Below are 25,953 nucleotides of genomic sequence, written 5' to 3' on the forward strand. Positions count from 1 at the left end.
ACCCCGCTGCGGCTATGCCCGGCGGGGTTCTCTTGCCTCTGATGGTCGGCATCTTCAACGCCTGGTTGATCGGCATTTTCAGCGTCGCCTAACACACTGGTCGGCCTCATCTCCTCGTTCGCGCAGTCCACCCTCGAATCCCAACTGGGACTTCGGGTGCCATGGCTGCTCATCGCCGTGATCGTGCTCGCGCTCAATTCGGCGCTGGCCTATTTCGCGGTGGATCTGGCCGCGAAGGTGCTCGGCGTGCTGCTCGTCGGCGAGGTCGCCATCCTGATCGCCATGGCCGTCTCGGTGCTGGTGCACGGCGGCGGTCCGGACGGTATCCCGGCCGCTCCGATCAACCCCGTCAACGCCTTTCAGGGCGTCGACCCCGGATTCGGCCTGTTCTTCGCGTTCTGGTCCTGGGTGGGTTTCGAATCGACGGCCATGTACGGCGAGGAGTCCCGCGATCCCAAGCGAATCATCCCCATCGCCACCATCGTCTCGGTCGTGGGCATCGGCCTCCTCTACGTCTTTGTGTCGTGGATGGCAGTGTCCGGCAACGGATTACAGCAGTCGGTCGAGATCGCGCAGCACGATCCGTTCGGCCTGATATTCAACCCACTCGGGCAGTTCGTCGGGCAGTGGGCAGTGCACGTGGCCGCCTGGTTGATGATCACCGGCTCCTTCGCTTGCGGGTTGGCGTTCCACAACTGCGCGAGCCGCTACCTCTACGCGATCGGCCGCGAGGGTATCGTCGCGGTCCGGCTGGGCCGCACCCACCGAATCCACCGCTCGCCGTATATCGCCTCGCTGGTCCAGACCGGTTTCGCGGCAACGGTCGTGCTGCTGTTCGCCGCGTTCGGTCAGGATCCCTACTCGAGCCTGTACTCCCTGACCGCGGTGCTCGGCACGGGCATGATCCTGATCGTGCAGGTGGCATGCTCCTTCGCGGTGGTCGTCTACTTCCACCGGCGCCGCCCGGAGGCCCGGCATTGGTTCCGCACGCTGGTGGCGCCGCTGGTGGGCGGCGTCGCGATGACGGTCGTGGTCGCGCTGCTGTTCGTCAATCTCGGCGCGGCGGCGGGCGCGGCGGCGGGGACGCCGTTCTTCCGCGCGATTCCGTGGCTGATCGCCGGCACCGCCGCCCTCGGCGTACTGCTGGCGCTGTACCTGCGTGCCAGGCGGCCCGAGATCTATGCCCGGGTCGGCCGGATCGTCTTGGCGGACGCGGTCGAACGCGCCGGGCGGCCCGAGCCGGAGTCGCCCGCCGAGGCGCCCGTCGCCGACTAACTGCGCGGCGCTGCGTCAGCGACCCACTAACCGCAAACTCGTCGCTAACGCAGTGCCTCTCGTATTGTCGTCGACACTCACCCGGCCCACACAATTCGCGTTGCATCCATTCCAACCAGATTGGTGGGCCAATTTATCCCGGGTCACGGAGGCCCACCACAGTTGCGCTGAGCGGCATACCAATAGCCTATCGTCGAATAACCAAGGTCGTCCCACCAGGGCCCAGTTCGACGTCTCAGCACCTCGAGTCGACCAGATGGATCCATTCCGGATCCTCTTTCCGAGAGGACCATTCAGCATGTCTGGAACCTTAGTTGCTCCTATCGAAACCGGCGGCACGGAATTCGTCCCGGTGCCACCCGACGGACAGCACCGTCGAATTGCGAACATGCAACAGATGATTCATCGATATCTCGACGACATCGTGGACAGCGGAACATCCTTGCTCGGCGAGTACACCCACCGACTGGAGCGACAGCTCGGCACGCGCTGGGGCAATCGCTACGGGGTCGCCACCTCCTCGGGCACCGAGTCATTGCACTTCTCGCTGCGTATCGCGGGCGTCGGTCCCGGCGACGAGGTGATCGTGCCCAATATGACGTTCGTATCCACGGCCTTCGCGGTCAACGCCGCGCACGCCGTGCCGGTCTTCGTGGATGTCGAGCCCGGCTCCTGGCTCATCTCGCCCGAGGCGATCCGCAGGGCGATCACGCCGAGAACCAAGGCGATCATCCCGGTGCACCTGTACGGCCAGGTCGCCGACATGGACGACATCATGGCGCTGGCCGACGAACACGGTCTGGCGGTCATCGAGGACTGCGCTCAGGCGCACGACGCCACCTACCACGGCCGTCCGGCCGGCTCGTTCGGGGACTTCGGCTGTTTCTCCATGTGGGTCGGCAAGAATATCGGCGGCCTGGACGACGGCGGATTCGTCATCGTGCGCGACGAGCAGAATCTTGTTGCCATGCAACGCATGCACAATCTCGGCCGCGACCGCACCGTTCGCTATCTGCACCACTGCTGGGGCACCCGATCACGGCTCAGCGAACTCAACGCCGCGATCCTGGACTATCAGCTATCGATGCTCACACATTGGAACGTCCAGCGCCGGATGATCGCCAAAGCCTACGACAGGGCATTCGCCCAGCTTCCGCTCCAGACGCCGACCGTACTGCCGGGACGCGAACACGTCTATTACAAGTACGCCGTGCACACCGAGCACGCCGCCGAACTGGAGTCCTATCTGAAAGACCGCGGCATATCGACCGAGCGAATCTACCCGTACCTGCTCTCCGAACAACCCGCGTTCGCGGATCTTCCGCATCGTGTCGAGCCGACACCGGTCGCATGCGCGAACAATTCCAAGCTGCTGTGCCTGCCGATCTATCCCGAATTGACCTACGGCGAACAGCAATTGGTGATCGCCGGCGTCGTGTCCTTCTTCGGTAATCGCGTCTGATCGAATCCACCACCGACAGTCGAGGAGCAGATTCTTGCGAGAGACAATGACTTCCACGTTGCACCGCCTGGGCGACAATTCACCGAACCGACCGCTCATGCGCGCCGTTGTCGCGGATCGAGAAGGAGATCCCGATGTCCAGAAACTGGTCGAGATCGAGCGCCCCGAACCCGGGCTGACCGAGATCCTGGTGCGCGTCCGCGCGGCAGGCGTGAACCCGATCGACTGGAAGATCCGCGCCGGGAACGGGATGGAGCCTGTCGCGTTCCCGGCGATCATGGGCTATGACGTCGCCGGTGTCGTAGCGCAGTGCGGCACCGGCGTCACGCATTTCGAAGTCGGCGACGAAGTGCTCGGCATGCCGAAATTCCCGGTTCTGCCCGGCGCATACGCCGAGTATGTGACCGCACCGGCACGACAGTTCGTGCCCAAACCGGCCAATATGAGCTTCGACGAGGCCGGCGGGCTGCCACTCGCGGCGCTCACCGCCTGGCAGGGCCTGATCGACACCGGCAGGCTCACCGCCGGACAGCGAGTGCTCATCCACGCGGCCGCGGGCGGCGTCGGGCACCTGGCGGTTCAGATCGCGAAGAGCCGCGGCGCGTATGTGATCGGGACCGCGAGTGCGCCCAAGCACGACTTCGTGCGCGGTCTCGGTGCGGACGAGGTCATCGATTATCGCGGTGCCGACTTCGTGGAGGTGCTGGCCGGCAACCCGGTCGACATCGTGTTCGATCCGATCTCCGGCCCATACAGCGCGCGTTCACTGCGTGTGCTCGAGGACGGCGGCGCGCTCGTGTCGATTCTGGCCGTGGACGAGTTCGCGGCCGCCGAAGCGCAACGGCGCGGAATCTCGACCGGTTTCACCCTGGTCGAGCCCGATCGGCTCGCTCTCACCGCGATCACCGACCTGGTGATCGCGGGCAAGCTGAAGGTCGTGGTCGATTCGGTGTTCCCGCTGGCCGAGGCGGCGGCAGCGCATCGGCAAGCGGAACTGAGCCAGACGTCGGGCAAGATCGTGCTGCGCGTCGATTAGCGGCCATCCCGTCAGTCATCAGGCCACCTGGCTTCAGGGTGGCCTGATTTCTCCGGAGTGGTACTGCGCCAGAGCGCGTCGCGGCTCTCGCGTGTCGATAGCGATCGGGAATACTGGCCCGCATGGACCAGGTCGTGGTGGGCGGCGAAACGGTGTCGGCGGCGGGCATGCCTCCGCGGGACTCCTTCGCCGCGTGGGAGGCCGTGCTCGCCGATGACATGACCGCGTGCTCGCTACAACCGATCGGTACGGGCCCGTTCAACTGGTCGTTCACCCCGCTCTACACCTCGGAAATGTCGACCGTCGCGATCAGCAACGCCGCGCCCCAGCTTGCCCGGCGCACCGCACGCCACATCGCCCGTGGGGACCGGCCCCAAGTCGTCGCACTGCTACCACTCGCCGGATCGTGCGAGATCATGATCGACGACCAAAAGCTCTCGGCGCCGGTCGGATCGATGTACATCATCGACGACCTGCACCCACAGATGGAGCGCAATGGGGTGTTCCAGTCTCTGATGATCCGCGCCGACCGCGAGCTCGTTCTGGCCGCCTCCGGATTGGGCGAGGATCAGTTCCCTTCGGCCGTAGTGCTCGACGGAACCGCGCACGGAGCGCTGGTCGTCGACTATTTCCGGCGGCTGGCCACCTTGCCGCCGTCCGCGGAGGCAGCGCCGGCGCTGCTGCGCGCCGGAATCGATCTGCTCGGCGCAGGTTTGGCGCTGGGACGCATCAGCCGGCCGAGCGAGGACGCCATGCGGACCATGGAGCGCGAACGAGTGCTGTCGTTCCTGCATCGGCAACTCGGCAACGCGGCCTTGGATGTGGAAACCATCGCTGTCGCCTGCCGGCTCTCACGGCGCACAGTGCACCGGTTGCTCGCCGAGCCCTGGGGAGGCCCGATGCGCCTGCTTCGGCGGTTGCGGATCGAGCGTGCCTGCACGCTCCTCACGCAGTACCCGGACAAAACCGTGGCGTCGGTGGCGCATGTGTGCGGGTTCAGTAGCGATCGGCACTTCTATCGCGCGTTTCGCGCCGAGACCGGGATGAGTCCCGCCGAGTTCCGCCGGCAGGCCGTGTCCGGCGGCTAGACCGACCTCAGCTGCCATCTACCGACCGCGCGTGCCACGCGCGGTCGGTAGTCTGGTGCGTCCTCGCGCTCGACGTAGCGTCCGGCACGGTCGAATCGGCGTTCCAACGTGTTCACCGACTCGCTCGCGGACCCCGCGCCGGCGGTCACTAAACGAATTCGCCTGCACCCGAATGTCTTTCGGCTCATCGGCCGTACCGGCGCAGATCAGTCTCGCCGCCCGACCAGCAGCAGCTATGAACCAGTTATCAGACCTCGAATGAGGCATACCGGACGCGGATACCGCCGAAGTATTCGAATTCGCCTCTAACACAGCGGCAAACGAGACATCTCCACTCGACTCACCCGCACACACTTGCTCGACGTGAATAGTCCAGCAACGTTGTAGCATCTTGCCGGTTTCGGATTACACCCAGAAGATGCAGGAGGATTCGGTGAGTATCGACCACAGCGCGACCGACGTTCCGCCGGGCAGTCCAGCAATCGCTCCGATCACAGATCCGTCGGTCATCGCGGAGGGGATAGACCTGTACCGCACCGTGTTCCACGCGCCCGCGTCGGAATGCACGATGGCGCCGCGGCTGCTCGCCGCCATGGCCGGACAGGGTGGATTCGTCCTCGGCGCTCATATCGGGGATACCCTGGTCGGTTTCGCCTACGGCTTCACCGGCATCACCGGCCGGGCCACGGGCGCGCACCTATACCTGCAGCTCATCGTGGTGCACCCCGCGTATCAGAACCTCGGCATCGGACGACGTCTGATGGCGGCGATCGCCCACCATGCCCGCGTGATCGGCGTCCACCGCGTGCGCTGGGCTTTCGACCCGCGGAACGCACGAAATGCCCACTTCTATCTCGATGTCATCGGCGCGCAGGGGCGGTGGTTCGTCCCGAACATGTACGGCACGCGGCCCAGCCATCGCGTCATCGCCGAATGGGATGTCAGCCCGTCCCGGGCCCGGCTCGAGACCACCGACCGGTACGACGACTGTCTCGAACTCGTCGAATGCGGGACAGCGGGTCGACTTCCGAGCCGATCCAGCGAACTGTTCTACACCCGCCTGGGCGAATTGCTGTCCGCCGGATACGAGCTCGTCTCCTGCTCCGTCGAGCAGCGAACGCCGCGCTGGTATCTGCGACGCGTACCGCAGCTCGAATCGCTGAGTGCCTCATGACTTCCCGACCGCGTCGTCCGACCGGCTGAACGATCACGGGCAGGCGGTTCCAGGCTGATCACCGCATACTCGGGGTGCCGAGGTCGAGCGCCCGAGGAAGCCGCTCGGCCTAGGTATCCGACAGCTGGATGTGGACGTAGCGCAGGCCGGGGTCGCGTTCGTCGACGATCACGATCCGGGCGATCGACTTGCCGTCGGGTCGCTGATAGTCGTCCGCGACGCGCAGCAACATCGGCGAGGTTTCCAGGGGCGGGCCAGCGATCGTGGTTTCCCCGACCTCGAACGCGCGCTCCGGCGGCGCCGTGATCGTCGAAGCGGACAGCAGGTGCCGCACGCCCTCGGGGTCCGTCGAGAGCGTGAGCCGATAGAGGGTGGTGCGGTCCTCGTCCTTTCGCGTACCGAGGACCGTCGCGCCCTCGGGTAGCACGATGCCGCCGAATTCGCTTGCCTCCGCCGCGATCTCGGCAGGATCGGAATCGCCGCACGCCGTCGTCAGCCCCAGGGCCAGCGCGCCGGCGGTGAGGATGGTGACCGCGCTACGCGCCATTCGAGGACTCCCGATACTCATCCGAGCCGATCAATTCCGCTGCCGACCGGGATCTGTTCGTTCCCCGTCGCGGCTGTCCTTCGAGCCCGGCAATTTCATGGCACCATCGGAGGGGACCGGCCCCGAGTACTTACGCACGTCGCTGGTGCCCTCGATATCGTACTCACGCGCCAGACCCGCCGTGTGCAAGCCCGCCAGAGTCTCGTCGGAGACGGTGACGAAGAGGATTTCGGTCTCTTTACCGTCGTCCCAGTTGTACCGATCGTAGAGGTGGATCCGGTATTCCACCTCAACGTTCGGCGCGGCGCCCTCCGCCCCCTCACGTGTGATCACTACTCCGGTCGCCGACAGCCAGATGCCTCCCATGGCGAAGAACCAGTCGTCGTTCATGCTCTTCTTGATGTAGAAGTCGCCGTCCCATGGCGTCTCGAATGTGATCAGCCGGTCGTAGTCGGAGGCCGCGACCGCGGCCGCGGCGATTCTTCGGATCTCCTTCGCCGCAATCCCATTGGCGTAGGTATTGGCCTCCGGAACGTCGTGCAGCACCGAGTCGACATTGACATCCAGGGTGTCCCCGGTGTTGTCCAGGTAATGATCGAGATGCGCGGCCGCGTGCGTGTAGCCCAGCGCGTCGGCCGCGTCGACGACCGCGGCCGCGATCTTGGCGTACGCGATATCCTCGCCCCTGCTGTACCAGGGTTCCGAATCCCATTCGCCCGCACCGGCATCGGACTTCGGCTTGGCCGGCGCGCCGGGAATCGGCGCCGGAGGCGGCGGCGCCTGCGGAGGCGGCCCTGGTGCCGGATTCGGTGTGGGTGACGGAACCGCCGGTGCCTGCGGGGCGAGCCCGGGTGACGGCTTGGGCGTCGGACTGGTTACTACCATGTCGATCTACTCTTATCTGGCTGCTTCAGACGGCAAGTACGCCGTTGTCCGACACCGGCTTGTCCTGCCACCACATGTTGCTGCCGTACCCGTAGTTCAGGACGTGCGCACCGGGCGTGACTTTCGCCGGAACCTCGAAATCCGCGGCGGTGAACTTCGGCGCGTTCCGGTCGGGCGTATAGCTCAGCGCCGACGACACCTGATCGAGCAGGTCGGTCATCGTGTCGTGCCGCGCCTTCACCGATCGCTTCAACTCCTCGGCCGCCGTGACGATCTGTGATCGCTGCGAACCGCGCATGGGGAGATCGATCAGCTGAGCCCACACCCCCAGCGGCAGTGTGAATCGCAGAAAGGTCATCGGCCGGGTCAGCCCGCTGCTCAGCTCGACGGACTGGTTGTAGACCAGGCGTTCCAGACTGGCACCCGCGTGCCCGACGATCTTGGATACCGCGTCGAAATCCCAGCTGCGCCCGGCGATGGTCTCGCCGAGTGGATTCGCCTTGTCACCGAAGGCCTGTGAGCCGAGTCTGGTCCAGCCGGTTTGCAGCCAGTTCGTGCCGCCGACGATGTTCTCCGACGCCGTGTGGTCGTTGATGCCGAGCAGTTCGATCCGCTCCCCCACGGTTTGCAGGGCTTCCCAATCGCCGACCAGCGGGTCCAGGTAGTCCGCCGCGGGCTTGATACCGATGGTGCGGCTCAACGGTTCGTCGAACGGAGCGATCAGGTCGATCCCGGCGGTCACCACGTTGCGGACCTTCGCGGGCGCGTCCTCGACCGGGGCCAGATAGGGCAGATTCAAACCGCTGAACCGTTGCGGCTCAGCCGATTCGGCGGGCGCACCGGACAATCCGACGCTCTGGATCGCCGCGAGCGTGGCCGACGAGCCGGAGTCGGTGGTTCGGTATTCGCGTTTGGCGCCGCCGAGCCGCGCACCCAGGGTGGCGACCGTGGTCACATCTTGTTTGTGCGCGGTGGCCACCGCGTTCTGGAACTTCTCGAACGCCGGGGCCAGGGTGCGCATGAGTTCGGCCGCTCCGCTGGGCAGCACCACACCCGGCAACTGCCGCGAGGCGTTCGACGAGAACGTCGTCGCGACGTCGTGCAGATCCAGCGCGAAGCCGGTCAGCTGCTGGTGGATGACATTCAGATCATCCATGTGCCCCCCTCACCTCATGGCATTCCGCCCTGTACGAAACCAGAGCATAACTCGCTATGCTCTGGTTTCCAAGCCCGATTCAGATCCGTGCTGCGACGAATTCCGCTGCGGCAGTGGCATGTCGGGCATAGCGCGTGTGCACGTTCCAGTCGGTCCCCTTCGGGTCACACACCGGATCGTTGTCGTTGCAGACATCGAAGGTGCGCTCGGCGTAGGTGCCGGTGATCTCCTTGCCCAGCTCGCGAATCGGGTTGCCGAACAACAGCACCGCGGCGATCCGCGGCTCGAGCGCGTTCGGCACGGTCGCCACGATCGGGCCGCCGACCTTCGCGCCCTCGCTACTGAACCCCAGCGAGTTGTCCACCACATTCGCGCCCTGCGAATACCCGAGGAGGACGAAACGCTGATCCGGGCACGCGTCGGCCTGTGCCACGACATGCTCGACCAGATCACGATTTCCGGCCTGCACCGACGCGGGCTGATCGAAACTGGCCGGATAGTCGACCCGGTAGGCGTTGGTCGAGACGTCGAGCGTGTCGGCGATCGCCGAGTACACGGGATTGCCGACCACGGTGCCCAGCTTGAATTTGCTCCACGCGCCGCCGGGCTCATTGGTGCCGCGCGCCGCGACAACGTGGATGTCGGCGCATCCCGCCGCCGCGGCCGTCGGCGCACCCACGGTGGTCAGCGTGGTCGCGGCGAGCATCGCCAGCGCCGCGATCAGCGTCGCCGACAGCAGGGGCCCACGCGGTCGGATGATTACCATGCCTTTGCCTTTCGTCGAACTGTCGGCAAACGGTAGGCCGGACCGGGCCACCGAACGGCGTCCGAGCACCGGCGCTGGGTAATTCATCATCCGCCCGTCGATGGATTACTCAACCCACACAAAACGGCGCGAGACCGCGCATCGCGACCGCGCCACCCGCCTAGGTTGAGCCGATGTTCACGCTACGGTTCGGCGTTCGGACCAGGATCTCGGCGATCGCGCTGATCCCCAGCCTCACCCTGCTCGTCCTCGGCGCGCTCACCGCGGGCGATCTGCTCCGCGACAGCCACCGCATCCGCGACTGGGCCGAGGACATCGAGCGGGTACGTCCGGTCGCGACCGAACTGCTCGCCGCGGTCCAGCACGAACGGCTGCTGTCGCTGCGCCGCTTGACCGGCGACGCCGAACTACCCGAGCTACCGACGGCACGACTACGCGTGGACCAGGGCTTCTACGCACTCGCCCAGGCAGACTCGTTGCGGCACGTGCAGGCGAACATCCCCGAACAGCACGCCAAGTTCGCGGGCGCGATCACCGCGGTGCGCGCGGCGGTCGACAGCCGCCGGATCTCACCCGCCGACGCCTACGCCTTCTTCAACGCCCCCTACTCGCTGTTCAACGACGGATTCCGCCGGGCACAGCAGGCGGCGCCGGACCCGATGCTGGCGACCATGGTGTCCGAAGCGGTGCGCCTGCTCAGCGCGACCGAGGCCATGTCGCGCGCCAACGCGGTGGCCGTCGCGCTGATCGGCTCGAACGGACGCGCCTTTCCGCTCGACGAATTCCACACCCGGGTCGGATTCTATCGGGCCGAGATCCGCAATCTGGCAACCGAATTCGGCGAGCCACGCAACGCCGCCCTGGTCGAGTTGACCGCCGGGGACGCCTGGCGGCGGCTCTCGGAGATGGAAACCGCCGTCCTGGAACGGATACACAGCAAATCCAGCACGACACCGGCCATCGCCTTCGACGACTGGCAGGCGGCGGCCACGGAGGTCGGCGATCGGCTACTGGCCGTCTACTCCGGTCAGCACCTGTACGCGAGCGACAGTGCCGCCGCGGCGGCACGCCGCGCCGAGCGGTCGGCCCTGCTGACCGCCGCCATCGTGGCGACCGGCAGCGTGGTGGCACTGTTGATCGCCGTATTGCTGGCCAATCGGATCATCCGGCGGCTGCGGCGATTGCGCGACGCGACCCTGGCCGTCGCCGACCGGCAGCTCCCGGCCGCCATGCGGCACGCGAAGACCGGAGCGGGCTCCGAACTCGACGCGGCCGCACCCAAGTTGAACTTCGGCCGCGACGAAATCGGCGACGTGGCCAAGGCTTTCGAGTACGCGGCGTCCGCGGCGCTGAAATCCGCGGTCGACGAAGCACGCACCCGCGAAGGCGTGCAGGCGGTCTTCGTCAATATCGCCCGGCGCAGTCAACTGGTGGTGCACCGCCAGCTCGAGATACTCGACGATGCCGAACGCGGACAGGCGGATCCGGCGCTGCTGGACATGCTGTTCAAACTCGATCACCTGGCGACCCGGGAGCGCCGCAATGCCGAGAACCTCCTGATCCTGGGCGGCAGCCGACCGGATCGGCAGTGGCGCAACCCGGTTCCGATCATCGACATCCTGCACGGCGCGATCGGCGAGACCACCGACTTCACCCGCGTGCGTCTGGGCACCATCCCCGAGGTGTCGCTGATCGGCGCCGTCGTCGCCGATCTGGTGCATCTGATCGCCGAACTCGTCGACAATGCCACCGGCTTCTCCCCGCCCACCGCCCACGTCGAGGTCAGCGGCCGCTTCCACAGCAAAAGGCTCGTGCTCGAGATCTGCGACCGCGGCGTCGGCCTGAGCGCGGCCGATTTCCATCGCTACAACGAATTGCTCACCGAGCCGGCCGAATTCGGGCTGAGCCGGCTCTCCGAGGACTCCCGGATGGGACTGTTCGTGGTCGCCCGCCTGGCCAGCGCACACGGTGTCACGGTGCGGCTGACCGAGTCCGAATACGGCGGCGTCCGTACCGTCGTCCGCGTACCGTCCACTCTGCTCGTCCTCCCGCAGCGCCCAGCCGTCGCCTACTCCGGAAAGCACCGCCAATGACCGGCTTTCGACCGACGCTGCCGCGACGCACCCTGCTGGGCGCGGCCCTGGCCCTCGCGGCGACCGCCCGTACCCGGGCCCGCGCCGAACCACTCCCCAGGCTCGCCGGACCGGCCACACTGGCCGCCGATGTCGCGGCGATGGTCGATCTCGGCCCGCGCTACCCGGGCAGCGCCGCCCACGACGCGCTCGTCGATCACATGCACGCGACCTACCAGCGCCATGGGCTGCACGTGCAGCGCGACCGATTCACCTTCTCCCGCTGGACATCCGAAGCGCCGGCCCTGACAGTCACCAGCGGTGGCGCCCCCGGGTTGATCCCGGTCGCCGCTCCGTACCCGAATTCCGGTGCGACCGCACCCGGTGGTGTGTCGGGGCAGCTGATCTACCTGCCCGGCCTGACCGTGCCCGAACTCGTCCATCCGGGCAAGACCGAAAGCCTCTCCAGCGCACAGGGTCTGGTCGACCGACTGGTGCGGACGGCGCTCGTCGCGGTGGGGGACGTGCGCGGGAAGATCGTGGTGGTCGACAATCCGATCCCGCGATTGACGCTCGGCGTGTTCGACTCCGTCACCAGGTACCGGCACGATCCCGAAGGACTCTGGCGCCCCGGTGACGATTACGCCCGGGTCTGGCTCACCCTGCTCACCGCCACCTCGCTGACCGCGTTCCGCGAGGCCGGGGCGGTCGGCGCGGTGCTGATCCTCGACGCCGCACCCGAGAACGCCCTCGGCCAATACACTCCGTTCACGCGCGGGTACCAGGATCTGCCCGCGGTGATCGTCGACCGGGTGCAGGGCGCTCGCCTGCGCGGCGCGACGGGCGCGCATGCCGTCCTCGAATTACGGGCCGAACGGGCCGAGGCGAGCAGTGACAGTCTCGTCGCCGTACTGCCCGGGCGCGGTGGATCCGGCGAGGCGCTGATCGTGCACACGCACACCGACGGCATGAACGCGTTCGAGGAGAACGGCGCGCTGGCCCAGCTGCGCCTCGCCGAATACTTCGCCGGGCGGGGCACCGACCGGGATCTCGTATTCAGCTCGGTCACCGGTCATTTCGGGCCCGGACTACCGGAGACCGCCGGATTCGTCGAACGGCATCCGGACCTGCTCGGCCGGGCCGTCGCCTCGGTGACGATCGAACATTTCGGCGCGACCGAGTGGATCGACTCCCCCGCCGGCTACCTGCCGACCGGCCAGGTCGAACCGACCGTCGCCTTCCACAGCGATACCGGCATCCGTGCCGCCGCCATCGCCGCCACCGAGCAGACCGATCTGCGCCGCAGCGCCCTGCTGGCCCCGATCGGCCCGACCTTCTTCGGCGTCGGCGCCGGACTCCACACCACCGGACTCCCCGGTGTCTCCTATATCGGCGGCCCCAACTATCTCTGCGCCGATATCCCCGACGGCCACCTCGACAAATTCGACGAACACCGCATGGCGGCCGAACTCACCTGGACCGCCCGCCTGCTCGAACTCCTCGACCGAGCCCCCGCCACCGAGCTCCGCACCCGCGTCTAGTGGCTGACCACCGATGTGCCGAAGGAGCGCAGCACCGGCGCGTCCGCCTCCCGCACCGGCCAGCCCGGGTCGCCGTCGGTGGCGAAAGAGACCCAGGCGCTGTGGATTTCGTCGGCCAGGTGTTGGGGTGGGTGGTCGCCGGTGAGCTGGTGGGATACGGCGAGGGTGTCGAAGACGAACGGCAGTTCCAGGGCGTGGCAGGAGCCCAGTTGCAGGACCTCGGTGGGCCAGGTGAATTCGTAGCGGTAGCAGGTGTCGACGGCGGCGGCGAGGAGTCGCGCGGGTTCCCGGAAGAAGCGGTCGGTCAGGATCTCGCAGTACAGGTCGCCGGGTTTGGCCTCCGAGTGGCGGTATTTCGCGAGCACGCCCGGGCCGATACCGGCGCGGTCCAGCAGCAGGGGCAGGGTTTGCGCGTCGATCGCACCGGCGAGCCCCATCGGCACGGCGAACAGCCGGAATTCCTCGGCATTGGTCCCGACGAGCAGCGGCACACACCGACCGGGCGCCGCGGCGAGCACGTCGAGCGGGACACCGGACACGAGGTCGCCGTCGATCACCGGAAACATGCTCATGATCGCGGACCCGCCCGAGATCACCGAGGCGCCCCAGCGGGCCGGATCCGGATCGGCGGCCAGGTTCGCGCCGACCTCCGCCTGCGCGGCCAGCAGCCGTTCCGACGGCAGCGCGCCGAACTCCGCGGCGCCGGCGCGGACCCCGAGCAGTTGCGCAGCGGCCGCGGTCACCCGGGCCGAATCCGCCGTCGTCGCCACCGCGGAAGCGTTGCCGCTCTGCAGGATCGCGCGATGGAACAGACCGTGAGCGGACTCGGCCGCGAGCAGGCAGGCCACGCTGATCGCCCCGGCGGATTCGCCGAACACCGTGACATTGTCGGGGTCACCGCCGAAGGCGGCGATGTTCTCGCGCACCCAGCGCAGCGCGAACAGCTGGTCGTGCAATCCACGGTTGTGCGGCGCGTCGGGCAGCACGGCGAATCCCGGCATGCCCAGGCGGTAGTTGATCGAGACCAGGACCACGCCGTCGCGGGCGAAGGCGGTGCCGTCGTAGAGCGGATACGAGTTCGCGCCGCGGGTGAACGCGCCGCCGTGGATCCAGACCATGACCGGCAGTCCGGCACCGGACGGATCCGGGGTCCACACACTGAGGTTGAGACAGTCGTCGGCCTGGCGCTCCGGAACTCCCAGCAACGATTGCACCTGCCGGGGATAGGGCAGTTGCGGGGCGGCCGGGCCGTGTTCGGACGCGTCGCGAATGCCGGACCAGGGGGCGACCGGCTCCGGCAACCGGAATCGCGCCGGGCCCACTACCGGTGCGGCATAAGGGATTCCGAGGAAACGCGTCACTCCCCCGCTGGTCCGGCCGCGGATCCGCCCGCCGCCGACCGACACCACGGGCTCGTCGATTGCCATGCCGACCTACTCCCTACCGATCGATCGATCGGCTCCGGTGATCAGGGTCACAGATGCCGGGGTAGGCTGTCAACCCGACCGATCGCCACGAGGAGTGCAATGCCAGGGATCGACACGCGCGAGGTCGCGCTTCGGCAGCGCCGGCTCGCCGCCGTGAGCCCCGCCCTGCCCGAATCGGCCGTCCCCGCCGGAACCCGCGGCGCGATTCTGCGCGCCAGCCTGATCCTGTTCGCCGAGACCGGTTTTCACGGTACATCCATCCGGCAACTGGCCGCGAGCGTCGGGATCACCACCGCCACCCTGTACGCGCATTTCCCCTCCAAAGACGACGTACTGGCCGAGCTGATCACGGTGGGACACGAGCAGATGTGGCGCGCGCTCGAGGCCGCCGCGGCCGAGCACACCGACCCTGCCGACCGCCTGGTCGCCCTGGTCGGCGCCCATGCGCGCATGCACATCGATTACGCCGCCCTGGCCGTTGTCATCAACAACGAACTGCACGTCCTGCCCGCCGCCCGCGCGGAGGCCGCCCTCGCCCAGCGCGACAAGTGCTTCCACCTGCTGGCCGATACGATCCGCGCCGGCGCCGCCGACGGCCGGTTCGAGGTCGACGCCCCGCCCCTGGCGGCCGTCGCCATCGCCAGCATGTGCATGCGCATCGCCCACTGGTACAATCCCGCCCTGGCCTACACCCCGGACCAGATCGTCGACCAGTACACCGGCTACGCCCTGGACCTGCTCCGCGCCCGGCGCACTAGCCCCACAGCGCGGCCATGACCTCCGCCGGCGCGGCCGGCGGGCGCCCTGCGCGCCGGCCCAGAGCGGCCGCCCCGGCAACCAGGTGCTCGTTGGCGGGCCGCCCCGGTCCGGCGTAGTCCTCGAGGCCGACCCGCACGTGGCCGCCCGCGCGCACGGCAGCCTCGGCCAGACCCGATTCGACGACGTCACCCCCGGGAACCCCGACCATCCAGGGAAGTCCTGTCCCGCTGAGCATCTCGACGTATGCCCGCCAGCGCCGCCGGCGTCGGGGGAAGTCCGAACAGCGCGGCCGGTCCGCCGAAGTACAACTGGATCTTCGTGCGCTCGGGCAGGCGACCGGCGCGGCGATGGGCGAGCGTCAGCCGCAGGAATCCCGGCTCGAAGACCGAGACGTGTAGGGGGAGATCGACCTCGCGGCACCTGCCGAACACGTGCGCGGCACCGCTGGATTGGCCGCCTTGGAGGTCGACCCGTTGATCGCGGCCTCGATCACCAGCGGTCTGCCGGACCCCATCAGGCGGGGACGGCATCCCAGAGGACCGGCACCTGAAGTGCGGAGTTCACCGATGTGCAGTAGACGTAGGAGGTCGTACCCGGCGCCGCGGCGGCGCCGTTGAGCAGCTGGCCGTTGGCGCACTGCGCGATGGCGATGAATGCGCCGCCCGTACAGGTGATTCCGGCGGTGTTCTCGTCGTTCCAGGTCAGGGCGCAGTCCAGCCAGTCGGGGGCGACGCCGTCCAGTACGCCGTCGTCGGCGGTCGCGGCGCCGGGGGCGAGCAGGACCGCCGCGGCGGAAAGCGCAAAGGCGGCAAGGAATTTCGTCTGCTTCATGCGAAGCATATTATGCTTCAGCATAATCGGCGTCGACCCACCGAAACTCGGGGCAGCTCAGTTCAGGTCGACCACGACCTTGATGTCGTCGGGCTTCTTGTGCACCGCCTCGGCATAGTCGTCCATGGGCACCCGCCGGGTGATCAGCCGCTCCAGCCAGTCGCGAGCGGCGGCGGCAAGGGCATCCGCGGCCTGCTCGTAATGGCGGCGGGCGGCATTGACGCTGCCGAACACCACGGTGTTCTCCAGCACCATCTGCTTGTTGATGGCGTCGGTGGCGATGCTGTTGCTGCCGGTGCCGCTGGAGATCCCGGTCAGGCAGATGATCGCGTTGGAGGTGGTGACCTCACCGAGGTCGAACACCAGCGGTCCGTGACCGGTGCACTCGATGACCACCTCGGGCGCGATACCGACATCGGCGACATCCCCGATGTGGAAGGTGGCCCCGAGGTCGGCGACCAGTTCGGGTTTGCCGCCATCGCCGTTGCGGTCCAGCACGTGGACATCGAGCCCGCGCTGCACCCCCAGCAGCGCCGCCAGCAACCCGATCGGGCCGGCGCCGGTGATCAGCACGGTGCGGGGCGGCACGGGAATGCGGGTTGCGAATCGGTCGGTCTGCTCCCATGCCTTGGCCACGACCGAGGTGGGTTCCATGAGCACGCCGCAGTCACCCAGACCGGGGTCGAGCCGGATCGCGAACTCCGGTTCGACCCGCCAATACTGCGACCCGAAACCATTGCGCGCCTTGATCCCCCGCTCGGTGTACTGCCCATTGCTGCAAAAATCCCAGTTCCCCTGCGAGCAGGGCGGGCACGGGACCGGATCGGGATGGCGGACGATGCCCGCGACCAGATCGCCGGGCGCGAATCCGCTGCCCGGCGGCGCCTCGATCACCTCCCCGAGCGATTCGTGCCCGATCACCAGCCGATCGGAGCCGGGCGGCAGCCAGCCGTAGCCGTGGTCGACGATGTCGACATCGGTGCCGCAGATGCCGAGCAGTTTCCCGCGGACCAGCATCGCACCTTCCGCTGCAGTGGGTTCAGGAACCTCGCCGACGCGGAGCTCGTCGGGCTTTCCAGGTACCGCGGTGATCGCCTTCACGGTTGCCGCCTTTCTCATCGGGAGATCTACGGTTCGAAAATCGCTGCGGGACAGGGCGGTTCAGTGCGGGCGGCGGGGCGACTCGCACGTCGGTGTGCTGATCGCGCACGATCAGGTCGGCATCGCCTGGCCCGACGCCCAGGAAGACCAGGATGTCGAACAGCAGCAGTTCCACCGCGGGCCACCACGCCTGCGCCTCCGCGCCACGCCGGGCGAGCGCCGCGACCCGCTCGGCGGCATGCTGCCGCACCGCTCGGCGATCCAGATTCCCGACCAGGGAAGCCAGTATCTCCGACAGCTCACGCACATCCGCCGCGAACGCCTCCCGCGTGCCGGTGTCCATGGCGATGGCCGTCCGGGTGACGGTCAGGCAGCTGTTGCTCAGCAGATCCAACTGGGCCGCCGAATCGCATTCGCGGGCAATGGGTTCCCGTTGCCCCCACCAGACCGGCGCCCGCACCGCGGCGACGGTCGCGCGGTCGCGCGCCTCGCTCAACTCGGCCAGCTGGGCGTAGGCCGCGCGCAGCGGTCCACGCGCCCAGTCCAGCGAATCGCCCGGCCCGGCGGCCATGGCACGAGCGGTCCAGGCCAGGGCCGCGGACAGGTCGGCCAGAATCGCCGACTCCGCGCGGCGCAGCAGGGCCAGCGGATGCGCGGGGAACAGCACCTGGCTGAACACCAGCGCGACCGCCGCGCCGAACAGCGCGTCGATGACCCGCGCGAACCCGGCCTGCGTGCCGGTCACGACCGCGACGATCGCGTTCACGCCCGCCTGCGCCATGATGATGCGCTCGCCGCCGATGATCAGCGCGGCGAGCAACGACAGGGCCACCGCCAGCGCCACCGCCCGCACGCCGTGACCGAGCAGATCCGTTGCCCAGCTGGCGATCACGACGCCGAGGATGACCCCGATGACGAAACGGACCGCGTTGCTGCCGCGCCCGCCGCGGTCGGCGTTGAGCGCGACCAGGGTGGTGATCGGGGCGAAGATCGGCGCCTGATGCCCGGTGACCGCCGAGGCCAGCCCCCACGAGACGGCCGCCGCGGCGGTCTGCTGGGCCACCGGCCACAGCCCGCGGCCCACTCGCACGCCGGCCGCCGACAGGGCCGGGGTCAGTTTGTGCGCCAAGGTCATCCGGGCGAGCCCACGGCGCGGCCGGGACGTGGGCCGGTGTGGTGGGTGCTGGTGAAGCGCTCCCGCAGCGAATCATCGATCTGGTCGTAGTTGCGGTCTTTGGTCTCGGGCACGAACCGGGTGACGAACAGCAGACCCACCAGGCAGATGACGCCGAAGATGAGGAAGGTCTGCCCCTGTCCGAGGGCATTGGCCAACGGCAGGAACGCCTGGCTCACCACGAAGTTGGACAGCCAGTTGACGGTGGTCGCGGCGCTGGAGCCGGACGCGCGCAGATGCGGCGGGAAGATCTCGCCGACCAGCACCCAGAACACCGGCCCCAGACCGCCCGCGAAGGCGGCGATGTAGAGCACCATGAACACCAGCGACAGCTTGGGATTCGAGGCGAAGATGAAGGTGAGGCCGAGCAGCGTCACCGTGATCATCATGCCGAGCAGGGACATGATCAGCAGCGGGCGACGTCCGAACCGGTCCACCGCGCCGATCGAGACCACGGTCATGACCAGGTTGATGACACCGATGAACACCGAGTACAGAATCGCGTTGGAGGCGTTCAGCCCGGTCTGTTCGATGATCGTCGGCGCGAAATAGATGATGGTGTTGATCCCGCCGAACTGCTGGATCGCGGCCATCGCGAGGCCGACGATCAACGCCGGGCGCACCGCGGGCGCCAGCAGTGCGCGCATACCGGGGCGCTGCTTCTGCTCGGTGTGCTGCTGTTCGCGCTGCCGTTCCCGATACCGCTGCACCAGCTTCTCGGTCAGTTCCGGTCCGGCGACGCGGGTGACGATGTCGCGGGCCTGCTCGGGGCGACCGTGGGTGAGCAGCCAGGCGGGTGATTCCGGGAGCACGAACAGCGCGCCCAGGCACAGCACCGCCGCCGGGATCACGCCGACCGCGAACATCGACCGCCAGCTTCCGCTGCCGGAGAACCCGAGGTCCACCAGGTAGGACACCACGATGCCGACCGTGATCAACAGCTGGTTCATGGTCAGGATCCGGCCGCGGATCTCGGCCGGAGAGATCTCCGAGAGGTACACCGGTACCGTCGCCGAGGCGGCGCCGACCGCCAGGCCCAGCACGACACGGGCCAGCAGCAGGACCCAGTACCCGGGCGCGAGCACCGCGATCAGGGTTCCGATCATGAACAGCACACTCTCGCCCACGATGGTCCAGCGCCGGCCGAAGCGATCCGCGATCCGGCCCGCCGACAGCGCGCCGACCATCGCGCCGATCAGCAATACGCTGACGATGCTGCCCTGCTGCGCGGCGTTCAGGCCGAACTCGTCGCTGATGAAGAGCAGGGCGCCGGAGATGACACCGGTGTCGAAGCCGAAGAGAAACCCGCCGACCGCGATGATCGCGGCCCAGCGGACGACTTTACGCATTCCCGCGGACGGAATGTGCTCGAGCGGGCCACGTACTCCCGTACTTTCGGAGAACCCCTGCATCCGCTCACTCCCGTCACCGGCGAAAGCTGCTCGAGTACAACGCTGGGAAACTCTATTCCACGCCGCCGCGGCATTCCCAGGAAATGCTCAGACCGTTATCTGAACAATTGCCTGGGCATTGTTAGACTGCGCCGGGCGGAAGGAGACGAAATGCGCGATCGCGCTTATTTCGGCAGCTACACCACCGGCGCCGCGGGCGGGCGTGGAATCGCCACCGCCAGTATCGATCCCGGTACCGGGAGCCCGGTGATCGACGACATCGTCGCCGTCGCCGACCCGTCGTACCTGGCGATCTCGGCCGACCGCCGGTGTCTGTACGCGGTGAACGAAGGCGCCGGGCCCGGTTCGGTCACCGCCGTCGACCTGCGCGCCGACCCGCCCGTCGTCCTGAATTCCGTTGCGGTGCAAGGCATCGGCCCCACACACCTGTGTCTGAGCCCGGACGGACGGCATGTGCTCACCGCCAATTACATGTCCGGCAGCGTCAGTGTGGTGGCCGTGCACGAGGACGGCCGGCTCGGCGCGCTCACCGATGTCGTACCGCATCACGGCGCCGGGCCCGATCCGGATCGGCAGGCCGGACCTCATGTCCATCAGGTACTGATCGATCCGAGCGGGCACTGGGTAGTGGTAGTAGACCTCGGTGTCGACGCGGTGTATGTCTATCGGCTCGTCGACGGCACTTTGCACCAGCATGCGCGCGTCGCCATGACACCGGGCAGTGGTCCCCGGCATCTGGTGTGGCACCCGGACGGCCGCCGCGCATTTCTGGCCAATGAATTGAATTCCACGGTCACCGTCTGTGAATGGCGTGCCGAGACCGGCGAATTGCGCCCGGGAAAATCGATTCCGACCGACGCGGCCGATCACGGCGCTCCGTCGGAACCGGTACTCGCCCACGACGGTCGCCGCCTCTACCTCGCCAGCCGTGGCCCCGACACCATCGTCACCTTCGAGATCACCGGCGACGAGCTCACCCAGGTGCACAGCGTGCCCTGCGGCGGTGCCCTCCCCCGCGATCTGCACCTCGCCCCCGACGGCACCCGCCTCTACGTGGCCAATCAGACCTCCGGCACCGTCACCTGGCTGGACCTCGATCCGGTGACGGGTCTGCCCGCCGCGCCGAGCGGCGCACTGGATTTCCCGGCGGCCACGGCGGTGCTGTTCAGCGAGTGACGAGCGCCTGGCCGAGCCCGAGCGCACAGATCGCCGCCGCGAACACGAAGGGGAAGGCAGCGCTGGCACCTGCGTGCTGGGTCAGGGTGGCGCCGGCGACCGCCGCGGCCAACGTCGCCCCGACCTGGCGGGTCGCGTTGAGAATGCCGCCGACCGAGCCGACGGTCTCGGCCGCGGCGTGATCGACCGCGAAACCGACCAGGGCGGGCAGCGTCCAGGAGACGCCGAGGCCACACAGCAGTAAGCCGACGCCCAGTAACAGGGGCCGATCATGATCGGCCATGGCGACGGCGACCAGTCCCAGACCGGCCGGGAACGCGGTGAGCCCCATCCGGATCGGACGCAGCGACCCGAAGGCGGCCACGAGCCGCCCGGTAATCAGCGGATTCACCGCCACCAGCAGCGTCATCGGCAACAATGTCACCCCCGTGGCCGTGTCGAGCAGCAGTGGGAGGGCGAAGAGCACCGTCGTGAGGGCGTAGTTGACCGCCGCGCCCCAGCCGAACGCGGTCCACACGGCCCGATTACCGCGCAACGCGCCGGGGATCAGGGGCGCGCGCGAGGTCCGGTCGGCGGCGGCCGTGGCGTAACCCAGCCCCAGGGCGAGCAGACCGGACAGCACGGCCGGAATCCAGGATCGCTGCCCGGCTTGGGTGATCGCGAGTGTCGCGGCGGCCAGGGTGGCCGCCAGGCCGAGGTGCGGCAGCCAGGAGAGGGCGCGCGCTCGGCGCGGGATCGCGACGCGAGTTCGACAGAGCAGCAGCACGATCAGCGCCAGCGGGGCGTTGACGACGAATACCGCGGGCCAGCCGGCGACCGCGATCAGCCAGCCACCCAGGACCGGGCCGATCGCCATCGCGGCGCCGCTGATCGCCGCCCAGGCGCTGATGGCGCGGCCCCGGGCCCGGGGCTCCGGGTACAGCGCGGTGATCAGGCCCAGCGAACTCGGGACGATCCCGGCGGCGAAAAGTCCCAGCAGCGTTCGGAATACGAGCAGGACCACCAGGGTGGGCGCCAGCGCGCAGGCCAGCGATGCCGCGCCGAAGCCGAGCACTCCCCAGGCGAAGACCCGGTGGTGGCCGAAACGATCGGCGAGACTGCCGCCGAGGACCAGCGTCGAGGCCAGGGCCAGGGTGTAGGAGGTCGTGGCCCAGCCCACGCCCACCACCCCCGTGTGCAGGGTCGACATCAGGCTGGGACCGGCCACGGCGAGCGCGGTCGTGTCCAGCAGCACCATGAAGTAGGCGAGGGAGACGCCGACGAGTGACGCGCTGGTTCGGCGTCGATCGGCGACGGTTGCGAGCACGGACATGAATCTCCTTGGATGCGGCGGAATTACGCGGCATCAGCGTCCGCCCGCACCACCCGGAGCTCGACCGGTCACACCGCACGGGCATTCGGAATATCCGAATGCCCGGCTAGAGTGCGCGGGTGGACCTCGATCAACTGCGCACCGCGCTCGCGCTGTCGCGGCATCGCACCGTGAACAGGACGGCCGCCGCCCTGGGACTCGCACCGTCCTCGGTCTCGGACCGGATACGCCGGCTCGAGACCGAACTCGGCGCGCCGCTGTTCCTGCGGGACCATACCGGTATGCACCCGACCGGCATCGGCGCCGGCTATCTCCGCGCGGCGGCCGCCGCACTGGGCACTCTCGATCAGGCGGCCGAGATGGTGCGTGCCGCACCGGGATTCACCGTCGGAGCGCAGGCCTCGATCGCGAACGAACTGCTTCCTGCCATTCTGGACGAACTCCGCGTCGACCACCCCGACATCCAGGTGCGACTGCGGCCGGAGACCGACCGCGGCCGCCTCCTCGAGGCGCTCGAACGCGGTGACCTCGACGCGGTGGTACTGCTCGATACCGGTGCGCGCGTAGGCGATCTGGGGTTTCCGACACCGACCACGCCCCTGGAGTTCCTGGATGTGCGCGAGGTCGCCATGACCGTGGTCGTCGCGCCCGGCCATCCCCTGCTCGGACATCCGGTGTCCATGGACGAGATCCACCGCGCGGGCAGCCTGATCGGCCGGGAACCCCGCTGCGCCTTCTGGATGGCCACCCAGCACTGGCTGGGCCCCGATGTCGATCTCACGGCCGTCGGCGGCCTGGCTCAGGTCCGCGATTGGGTCGCCACGGGCCGCGGCATCGCCCTGCTCCCCACATTCGCCGTCCGATCCGACCTCGATTCCGACCGCCTCGCGGCCGTCGACATCCCTGCGCCACCGCTGGGGCTGCGGCTGGTCTGGCGCGAGAACCACGACACCCCGGACCGTCTGCGCCCCTTGCTGTACGCGCTCAGCAGGGCCTGAGCCGCCCTACTGCCGCAGGGGCACACCGACATCATGCAGGTGCCGCAGCGCTTCGCGATAGGAGGCGATGAGCCCCGTTTCGTGGTACGGCACACCGATTTCGGCGCAGTAGTCGCGCACGATCACCTGGGCGCGGCGCAGATTCGGGGTCGGCATGCTCGGGAAGAGATGGTGTTCGATCTGGTAGTTGAGGCCGCCGAGGGCGATATCGGTGAATGCGCCGCCGCGCACGTTCCGCGAGGTCAGGACCTGGCGGCGCAGATAGTCGGGGCGCTCGTCGCCGGTCAGGGTCGGCATGCCCTTGTGGTTCGGAGCGAAGATGCAGCCCATGTACACGCCGAACAGGCCCTGGTGAACGGCGATGAACGCCAGGGCTTTGTCCGCGGGCAGCACCGCGAACACGGCGGTCGCGTAGGTGGCGAAATGACCGAACAGCAGCGCCCCCTCCTGGATTCGATGCTTCAATGCGCGGTTCCGCAAGGCGCGCACACCCGCGAGATGCAGGTTCAGGCCCTCGAGGACGAGCAGCGGAAAGAACAGGTACGCCTGTGCGCGCCCGATCAGCCGGGGCAGGCCGCGACTGGCCCGCGCCTGCCGCTGGGACCAGAGGAGAACATCGGGCGCGACATCCGGATCGAGTTCCTCGTGGTTCGGATTCGCGTGATGACGCGTGTGCTTGTCCTGCCACCACCCATACCCCAGGCCGATTCCGGCATTGCCGACCAGCCGCCCCGTCAGCTCGGTCGGTCGGCGCAGCCGGAAGACCTGCCGGTGCGCGACATCGTGCATGACCAGTGCGACCTGGGCGAAGGCCACGGCCAGCGCGGCGGCGACCGCCAGCGTCCACCACGAGTCGCCGACCAGGACGAACGCGGTCCAGCCGCTCACGAACGCGAGTCCGACCAGTCCGAGCCGAACGGCGTAATACCAGGGTCGCCGTTGCATGAGTCCCGCCGCGGAGACGCGGCGCAGCAGGCGGGCGTAATCGCCGTCGGCGCCACCGCGCGGCGACCGTGAACGGGAGGCGGGAATCACCGCGGGTGTGCTCATGCCCCGACGCTATCGGCGGTCGTCTCGTTGCTCGTAATACCTTGGTATGGCCTGGAATCCGTCTGCGGTGCTAGTCGAGAACCCCCACACCGGCCGAATCATCGGTGACTTGGGTCACAACATCGCCCCTGCCGAGCGCGCGACAATGAAGGTTAGGCTAGCTTCGCCTGATGTGCAGACAACAGAGGAGCAGGGGTTGATCGTGCGTAAGCGGACATTCGCAGCTGTGGCCACGGCCGTCGCGGCCCTCGGCCTGAGCGCCCCCGGCGCGGCGAACGCCGACGTTTTCGTCCCCCTCCCCGACGGGCAGAAGGCCGCACCCGGCGGCCTCATCACCCGCACCGGCGAAAGCGCCCTGGTATCACCGTCATTGGCGGCCAACGGCGCCGGGCGCGTGGTGTGGGTGACGGGCATGGTGCAGGCGGAAGTCACCGACACCCCCAAGGGCAAGGTCGGACCGGACAGCGGGCCGAGCAACGATCCCGGCACCAACAACTCCGCCACGTTCGGTGCATCCCAGCTCAATACCGGCTACATCATCGGCTGCCAGGTCAGCATCTCCGATGACGCCGTCTCGGCGAGCGCGTCCGTCGGCGCGAACCTCAAGAGCGGCAAGGTCAATGGCGCCATCGGCGTCGAGCTCGCGCCCGGCGAGGTGAAGTGGGTGCAGCTCGAGCGGGCCGACATCACCGAGCCCGGAACGTATTTCGTGAACTACGCCGATGTGGAGATATCCATCGAAGGCTGCGCAGGCTACGCGCAGGCGCGCGCGTACACCAACCTCGAGATCATCGGCGACAGCCACACCAAGACCACCCTCTACGGGCAGCCGTTCAGCATCGGCTGAGCGCCTCGACGTCCACCCACCAATCCTTACCGAGGGGCTACCTCTTCATGATCAACCGCAGAAGTCGCGGGGCGCTCGCCGGACTCGCCGCCGCCACGACGATCGGGCTGCTGTCCGCCGGAGCCGCCGACGCCGACACCTTCGTGCCGCTGCCGGGCGGCGAACTCACTCGCGACCTGCCCAACGGCATGACCATCACGGTCCGGCTGGTGGGCGAATCCGCCACCATCAACCCGTCGCTGGGAAACACTCCCCTGCACCGGAATACATGGGTGTCCGGCAGCGCACAGGTGGAATTGACCGGTGGCGACCGATCCAGCGTCGGCGCGAAGATCGCACCGGGCTACATCGTGGGCTGCCAGGTCGATATCAGCGGCGGCGCCGCCAAGGGCTCGCTCAACGGACGCACCGATTGGGAGGGCCAGAACCCCTCGGTGTCCACCTCCGCGGGCGGCTCGCTCCGGCTGGGCCCCGGGCAGACCGGGCGGCACATGATCCTCGACCTGGAGGCGCCCGACGACTACGGCAACGAGGAGCACAGCAAGGCCAACTCCTTCCGCGGCCCGACCGGCAGCGTCTCCTGGGCCGACGCCACCATCGCACTCGAGGGCTGCGCCGGATACGCCCAGGCTCGCGCCTTCGTTATTGTCAAAGTCCGTGGCGCGCAGGGCGTCTCGGTGGTGACCCTGTGGGGTCAGCCGTTCAGCCTCGGCTGAGTTCCCTCGAAACGCTCAGGGCCCCGGAGTAATCCGGGGCCCTGACTGCGTCGACACCGGGTAGCCCATCACTGGCAGCGCCGACCCATACCGGAGATGAAGGATGAGGATCTTCCCCGGCCGTCCTCGATCATGCACGCACGCGCCG

24 protein-coding genes are annotated in these 25,953 nt (G+C 68.1%); 12 read left to right on the forward strand and 12 right to left on the reverse strand.

The annotated features are described in order from the left end of the window. Positions 1-108 precede the first annotated feature (108 nt). The 5 genes from ACFVMC_RS32565 (at position 109) to ACFVMC_RS32585 (ending at position 6,035) form a co-directional block, all read left to right on the forward strand. Positions 109-1,275 carry an APC family permease gene (locus tag ACFVMC_RS32565; RefSeq protein ID WP_379216793.1) on the forward strand — a complete coding sequence of 389 codons (1,167 nt, stop codon included), beginning with the start codon at positions 109-111 and terminating at the stop codon, positions 1,273-1,275. Positions 1,276-1,531: 256 nt separating this feature from the next. Next, on the forward strand, positions 1,532-2,737 hold the full coding sequence (locus tag ACFVMC_RS32570) for a DegT/DnrJ/EryC1/StrS family aminotransferase (protein WP_379216728.1): 1,206 nt from the start codon (positions 1,532-1,534) through the stop codon (positions 2,735-2,737). 46 nt (positions 2,738-2,783) lie between these two features. Beyond that, on the forward strand, positions 2,784-3,773 hold the full coding sequence (locus ACFVMC_RS32575) for an NADP-dependent oxidoreductase (RefSeq protein ID WP_379216730.1): 990 nt from the start codon (positions 2,784-2,786) through the stop codon (positions 3,771-3,773). A gap of 122 nt (positions 3,774-3,895) precedes the next feature. Continuing rightward, positions 3,896-4,861, forward strand: a complete 966-nt coding sequence (locus ACFVMC_RS32580; protein WP_379216731.1) for a helix-turn-helix domain-containing protein — start codon at positions 3,896-3,898, stop codon at positions 4,859-4,861. 433 nt (positions 4,862-5,294) lie between these two features. Next, the gene (locus ACFVMC_RS32585; protein ID WP_379216733.1) at positions 5,295-6,035 is read left to right on the forward strand and encodes a GNAT family N-acetyltransferase; all 741 of its coding nucleotides are present in this window, start codon (positions 5,295-5,297) and stop codon (positions 6,033-6,035) included. A 109-nt stretch (positions 6,036-6,144) separates the two neighbouring features. Here ACFVMC_RS32585 and ACFVMC_RS32590 read toward each other — a convergent pair whose 3' ends face one another. From ACFVMC_RS32590 to ACFVMC_RS32605, 4 genes are all read right to left on the reverse strand, one after another. Beyond that, complete coding sequence (locus ACFVMC_RS32590; protein ID WP_379216734.1) at positions 6,145-6,582, reverse strand: hypothetical protein; 438 nt, start codon at positions 6,580-6,582, stop codon at positions 6,145-6,147. Between the two features lie 30 nt (positions 6,583-6,612). Beyond that, entirely contained in the window at positions 6,613-7,467 is an 855-nt protein-coding gene (locus ACFVMC_RS32595; RefSeq protein WP_379216735.1) for a hypothetical protein, read from the reverse strand. A 25-nt stretch (positions 7,468-7,492) separates the two neighbouring features. Then, positions 7,493-8,623 carry a hypothetical protein gene (locus tag ACFVMC_RS32600; RefSeq protein ID WP_379216737.1) on the reverse strand — a complete coding sequence of 377 codons (1,131 nt, stop codon included), beginning with the start codon at positions 8,621-8,623 and terminating at the stop codon, positions 7,493-7,495. A 79-nt stretch (positions 8,624-8,702) separates the two neighbouring features. Continuing rightward, positions 8,703-9,389 carry a cutinase family protein gene (locus ACFVMC_RS32605; RefSeq protein ID WP_379216739.1) on the reverse strand — a complete coding sequence of 229 codons (687 nt, stop codon included), beginning with the start codon at positions 9,387-9,389 and terminating at the stop codon, positions 8,703-8,705. A 173-nt stretch (positions 9,390-9,562) separates the two neighbouring features. Here ACFVMC_RS32605 and ACFVMC_RS32610 point away from each other — a divergent pair, with 173 nt between their 5' ends. Then, on the forward strand, positions 9,563-11,482 hold the full coding sequence (locus ACFVMC_RS32610; protein ID WP_379216741.1) for a nitrate- and nitrite sensing domain-containing protein: 1,920 nt from the start codon (positions 9,563-9,565) through the stop codon (positions 11,480-11,482). Continuing rightward, the gene (locus ACFVMC_RS32615; RefSeq protein WP_379216743.1) at positions 11,479-13,002 is read left to right on the forward strand and encodes a hypothetical protein; all 1,524 of its coding nucleotides are present in this window, start codon (positions 11,479-11,481) and stop codon (positions 13,000-13,002) included. Before ACFVMC_RS32610 ends, ACFVMC_RS32615 begins: the two co-directional genes overlap by 4 nt. On the opposite strand, the gene ACFVMC_RS32620 is transcribed toward ACFVMC_RS32615, so the two are convergent. Further along, positions 12,999-14,429 (reverse strand): carboxylesterase/lipase family protein, encoded by a 1,431-nt coding sequence (locus ACFVMC_RS32620; RefSeq protein WP_379216745.1) that lies wholly within the window; start codon positions 14,427-14,429, stop codon positions 12,999-13,001. The genes ACFVMC_RS32615 and ACFVMC_RS32620 overlap by 4 nt on opposite strands. 99 nt (positions 14,430-14,528) lie before the next feature. Between ACFVMC_RS32620 and ACFVMC_RS32625 the strand changes: the two genes are divergently transcribed. Continuing rightward, on the forward strand, positions 14,529-15,206 hold the full coding sequence (locus ACFVMC_RS32625; protein WP_379216747.1) for a TetR/AcrR family transcriptional regulator: 678 nt from the start codon (positions 14,529-14,531) through the stop codon (positions 15,204-15,206). Here the strand turns inward: ACFVMC_RS32625 and ACFVMC_RS32630 are convergent. The 5 genes from ACFVMC_RS32630 to ACFVMC_RS32650 all read right to left on the reverse strand — a co-directional run bounded on the left by ACFVMC_RS32630 (position 15,184) and on the right by ACFVMC_RS32650 (position 19,643). Next, positions 15,184-15,396, reverse strand: a complete 213-nt coding sequence (locus ACFVMC_RS32630; protein ID WP_379216749.1) for a 3-keto-5-aminohexanoate cleavage protein — start codon at positions 15,394-15,396, stop codon at positions 15,184-15,186. The genes ACFVMC_RS32625 and ACFVMC_RS32630 overlap by 23 nt on opposite strands. Positions 15,397-15,701: 305 nt before the next feature. Further along, the gene (locus ACFVMC_RS32635) at positions 15,702-16,019 is read right to left on the reverse strand and encodes a hypothetical protein (RefSeq protein WP_379216751.1); all 318 of its coding nucleotides are present in this window, start codon (positions 16,017-16,019) and stop codon (positions 15,702-15,704) included. A gap of 57 nt (positions 16,020-16,076) precedes the next feature. Further along, positions 16,077-17,036, reverse strand: coding sequence for a glucose 1-dehydrogenase (locus tag ACFVMC_RS32640; RefSeq protein ID WP_379216752.1), 960 nt, complete (start codon positions 17,034-17,036; stop codon positions 16,077-16,079). Between the two features lie 22 nt (positions 17,037-17,058). Further along, positions 17,059-18,255: an FUSC family protein gene (locus ACFVMC_RS32645; RefSeq protein WP_379216754.1), complete on the reverse strand. Its 1,197-nt coding sequence runs from the start codon at positions 18,253-18,255 to the stop codon at positions 17,059-17,061. Next, positions 18,252-19,643 (reverse strand): sugar porter family MFS transporter, encoded by a 1,392-nt coding sequence (locus ACFVMC_RS32650; protein WP_379216756.1) that lies wholly within the window; start codon positions 19,641-19,643, stop codon positions 18,252-18,254. Before ACFVMC_RS32650 ends, ACFVMC_RS32645 begins: the two co-directional genes overlap by 4 nt. A gap of 213 nt (positions 19,644-19,856) precedes the next feature. Between ACFVMC_RS32650 and ACFVMC_RS32655 the strand changes: the two genes are divergently transcribed. Continuing rightward, positions 19,857-20,882, forward strand: coding sequence for a lactonase family protein (locus ACFVMC_RS32655; RefSeq protein WP_379216757.1), 1,026 nt, complete (start codon positions 19,857-19,859; stop codon positions 20,880-20,882). Here ACFVMC_RS32655 and ACFVMC_RS32660 read toward each other — a convergent pair. Next, positions 20,872-22,194 (reverse strand): MFS transporter, encoded by a 1,323-nt coding sequence (locus ACFVMC_RS32660; RefSeq protein WP_379216759.1) that lies wholly within the window; start codon positions 22,192-22,194, stop codon positions 20,872-20,874. The genes ACFVMC_RS32655 and ACFVMC_RS32660 overlap by 11 nt on opposite strands. A 119-nt stretch (positions 22,195-22,313) precedes the next feature. Here ACFVMC_RS32660 and ACFVMC_RS32665 point away from each other — a divergent pair, with 119 nt between their 5' ends. Then, positions 22,314-23,192, forward strand: a complete 879-nt coding sequence (locus ACFVMC_RS32665; RefSeq protein ID WP_379216760.1) for a LysR family transcriptional regulator — start codon at positions 22,314-22,316, stop codon at positions 23,190-23,192. A gap of 6 nt (positions 23,193-23,198) precedes the next feature. On the opposite strand, the gene ACFVMC_RS32670 is transcribed toward ACFVMC_RS32665, so the two are convergent. Further along, complete coding sequence (locus ACFVMC_RS32670) at positions 23,199-24,242, reverse strand: fatty acid desaturase family protein (protein WP_379216762.1); 1,044 nt, start codon at positions 24,240-24,242, stop codon at positions 23,199-23,201. 172 nt (positions 24,243-24,414) lie between these two features. Here ACFVMC_RS32670 and ACFVMC_RS32675 point away from each other — a divergent pair, with 172 nt between their 5' ends. Further along, a complete protein-coding gene (locus ACFVMC_RS32675) occupies positions 24,415-25,089 on the forward strand; it encodes an MspA family porin (protein WP_379216764.1) in 675 nt (224 codons plus the stop codon). A gap of 47 nt (positions 25,090-25,136) precedes the next feature. Beyond that, a complete protein-coding gene (locus tag ACFVMC_RS32680; RefSeq protein WP_379216766.1) occupies positions 25,137-25,805 on the forward strand; it encodes an MspA family porin in 669 nt (222 codons plus the stop codon). Positions 25,806-25,953 lie beyond the last annotated feature (148 nt).

Origin of the sequence: Nocardia sp. NPDC127579, assembly GCF_042672005.1 — a bacterium.
Taxonomy (GTDB): Bacteria; Actinomycetota; Actinomycetes; order Mycobacteriales; family Mycobacteriaceae; genus Nocardia.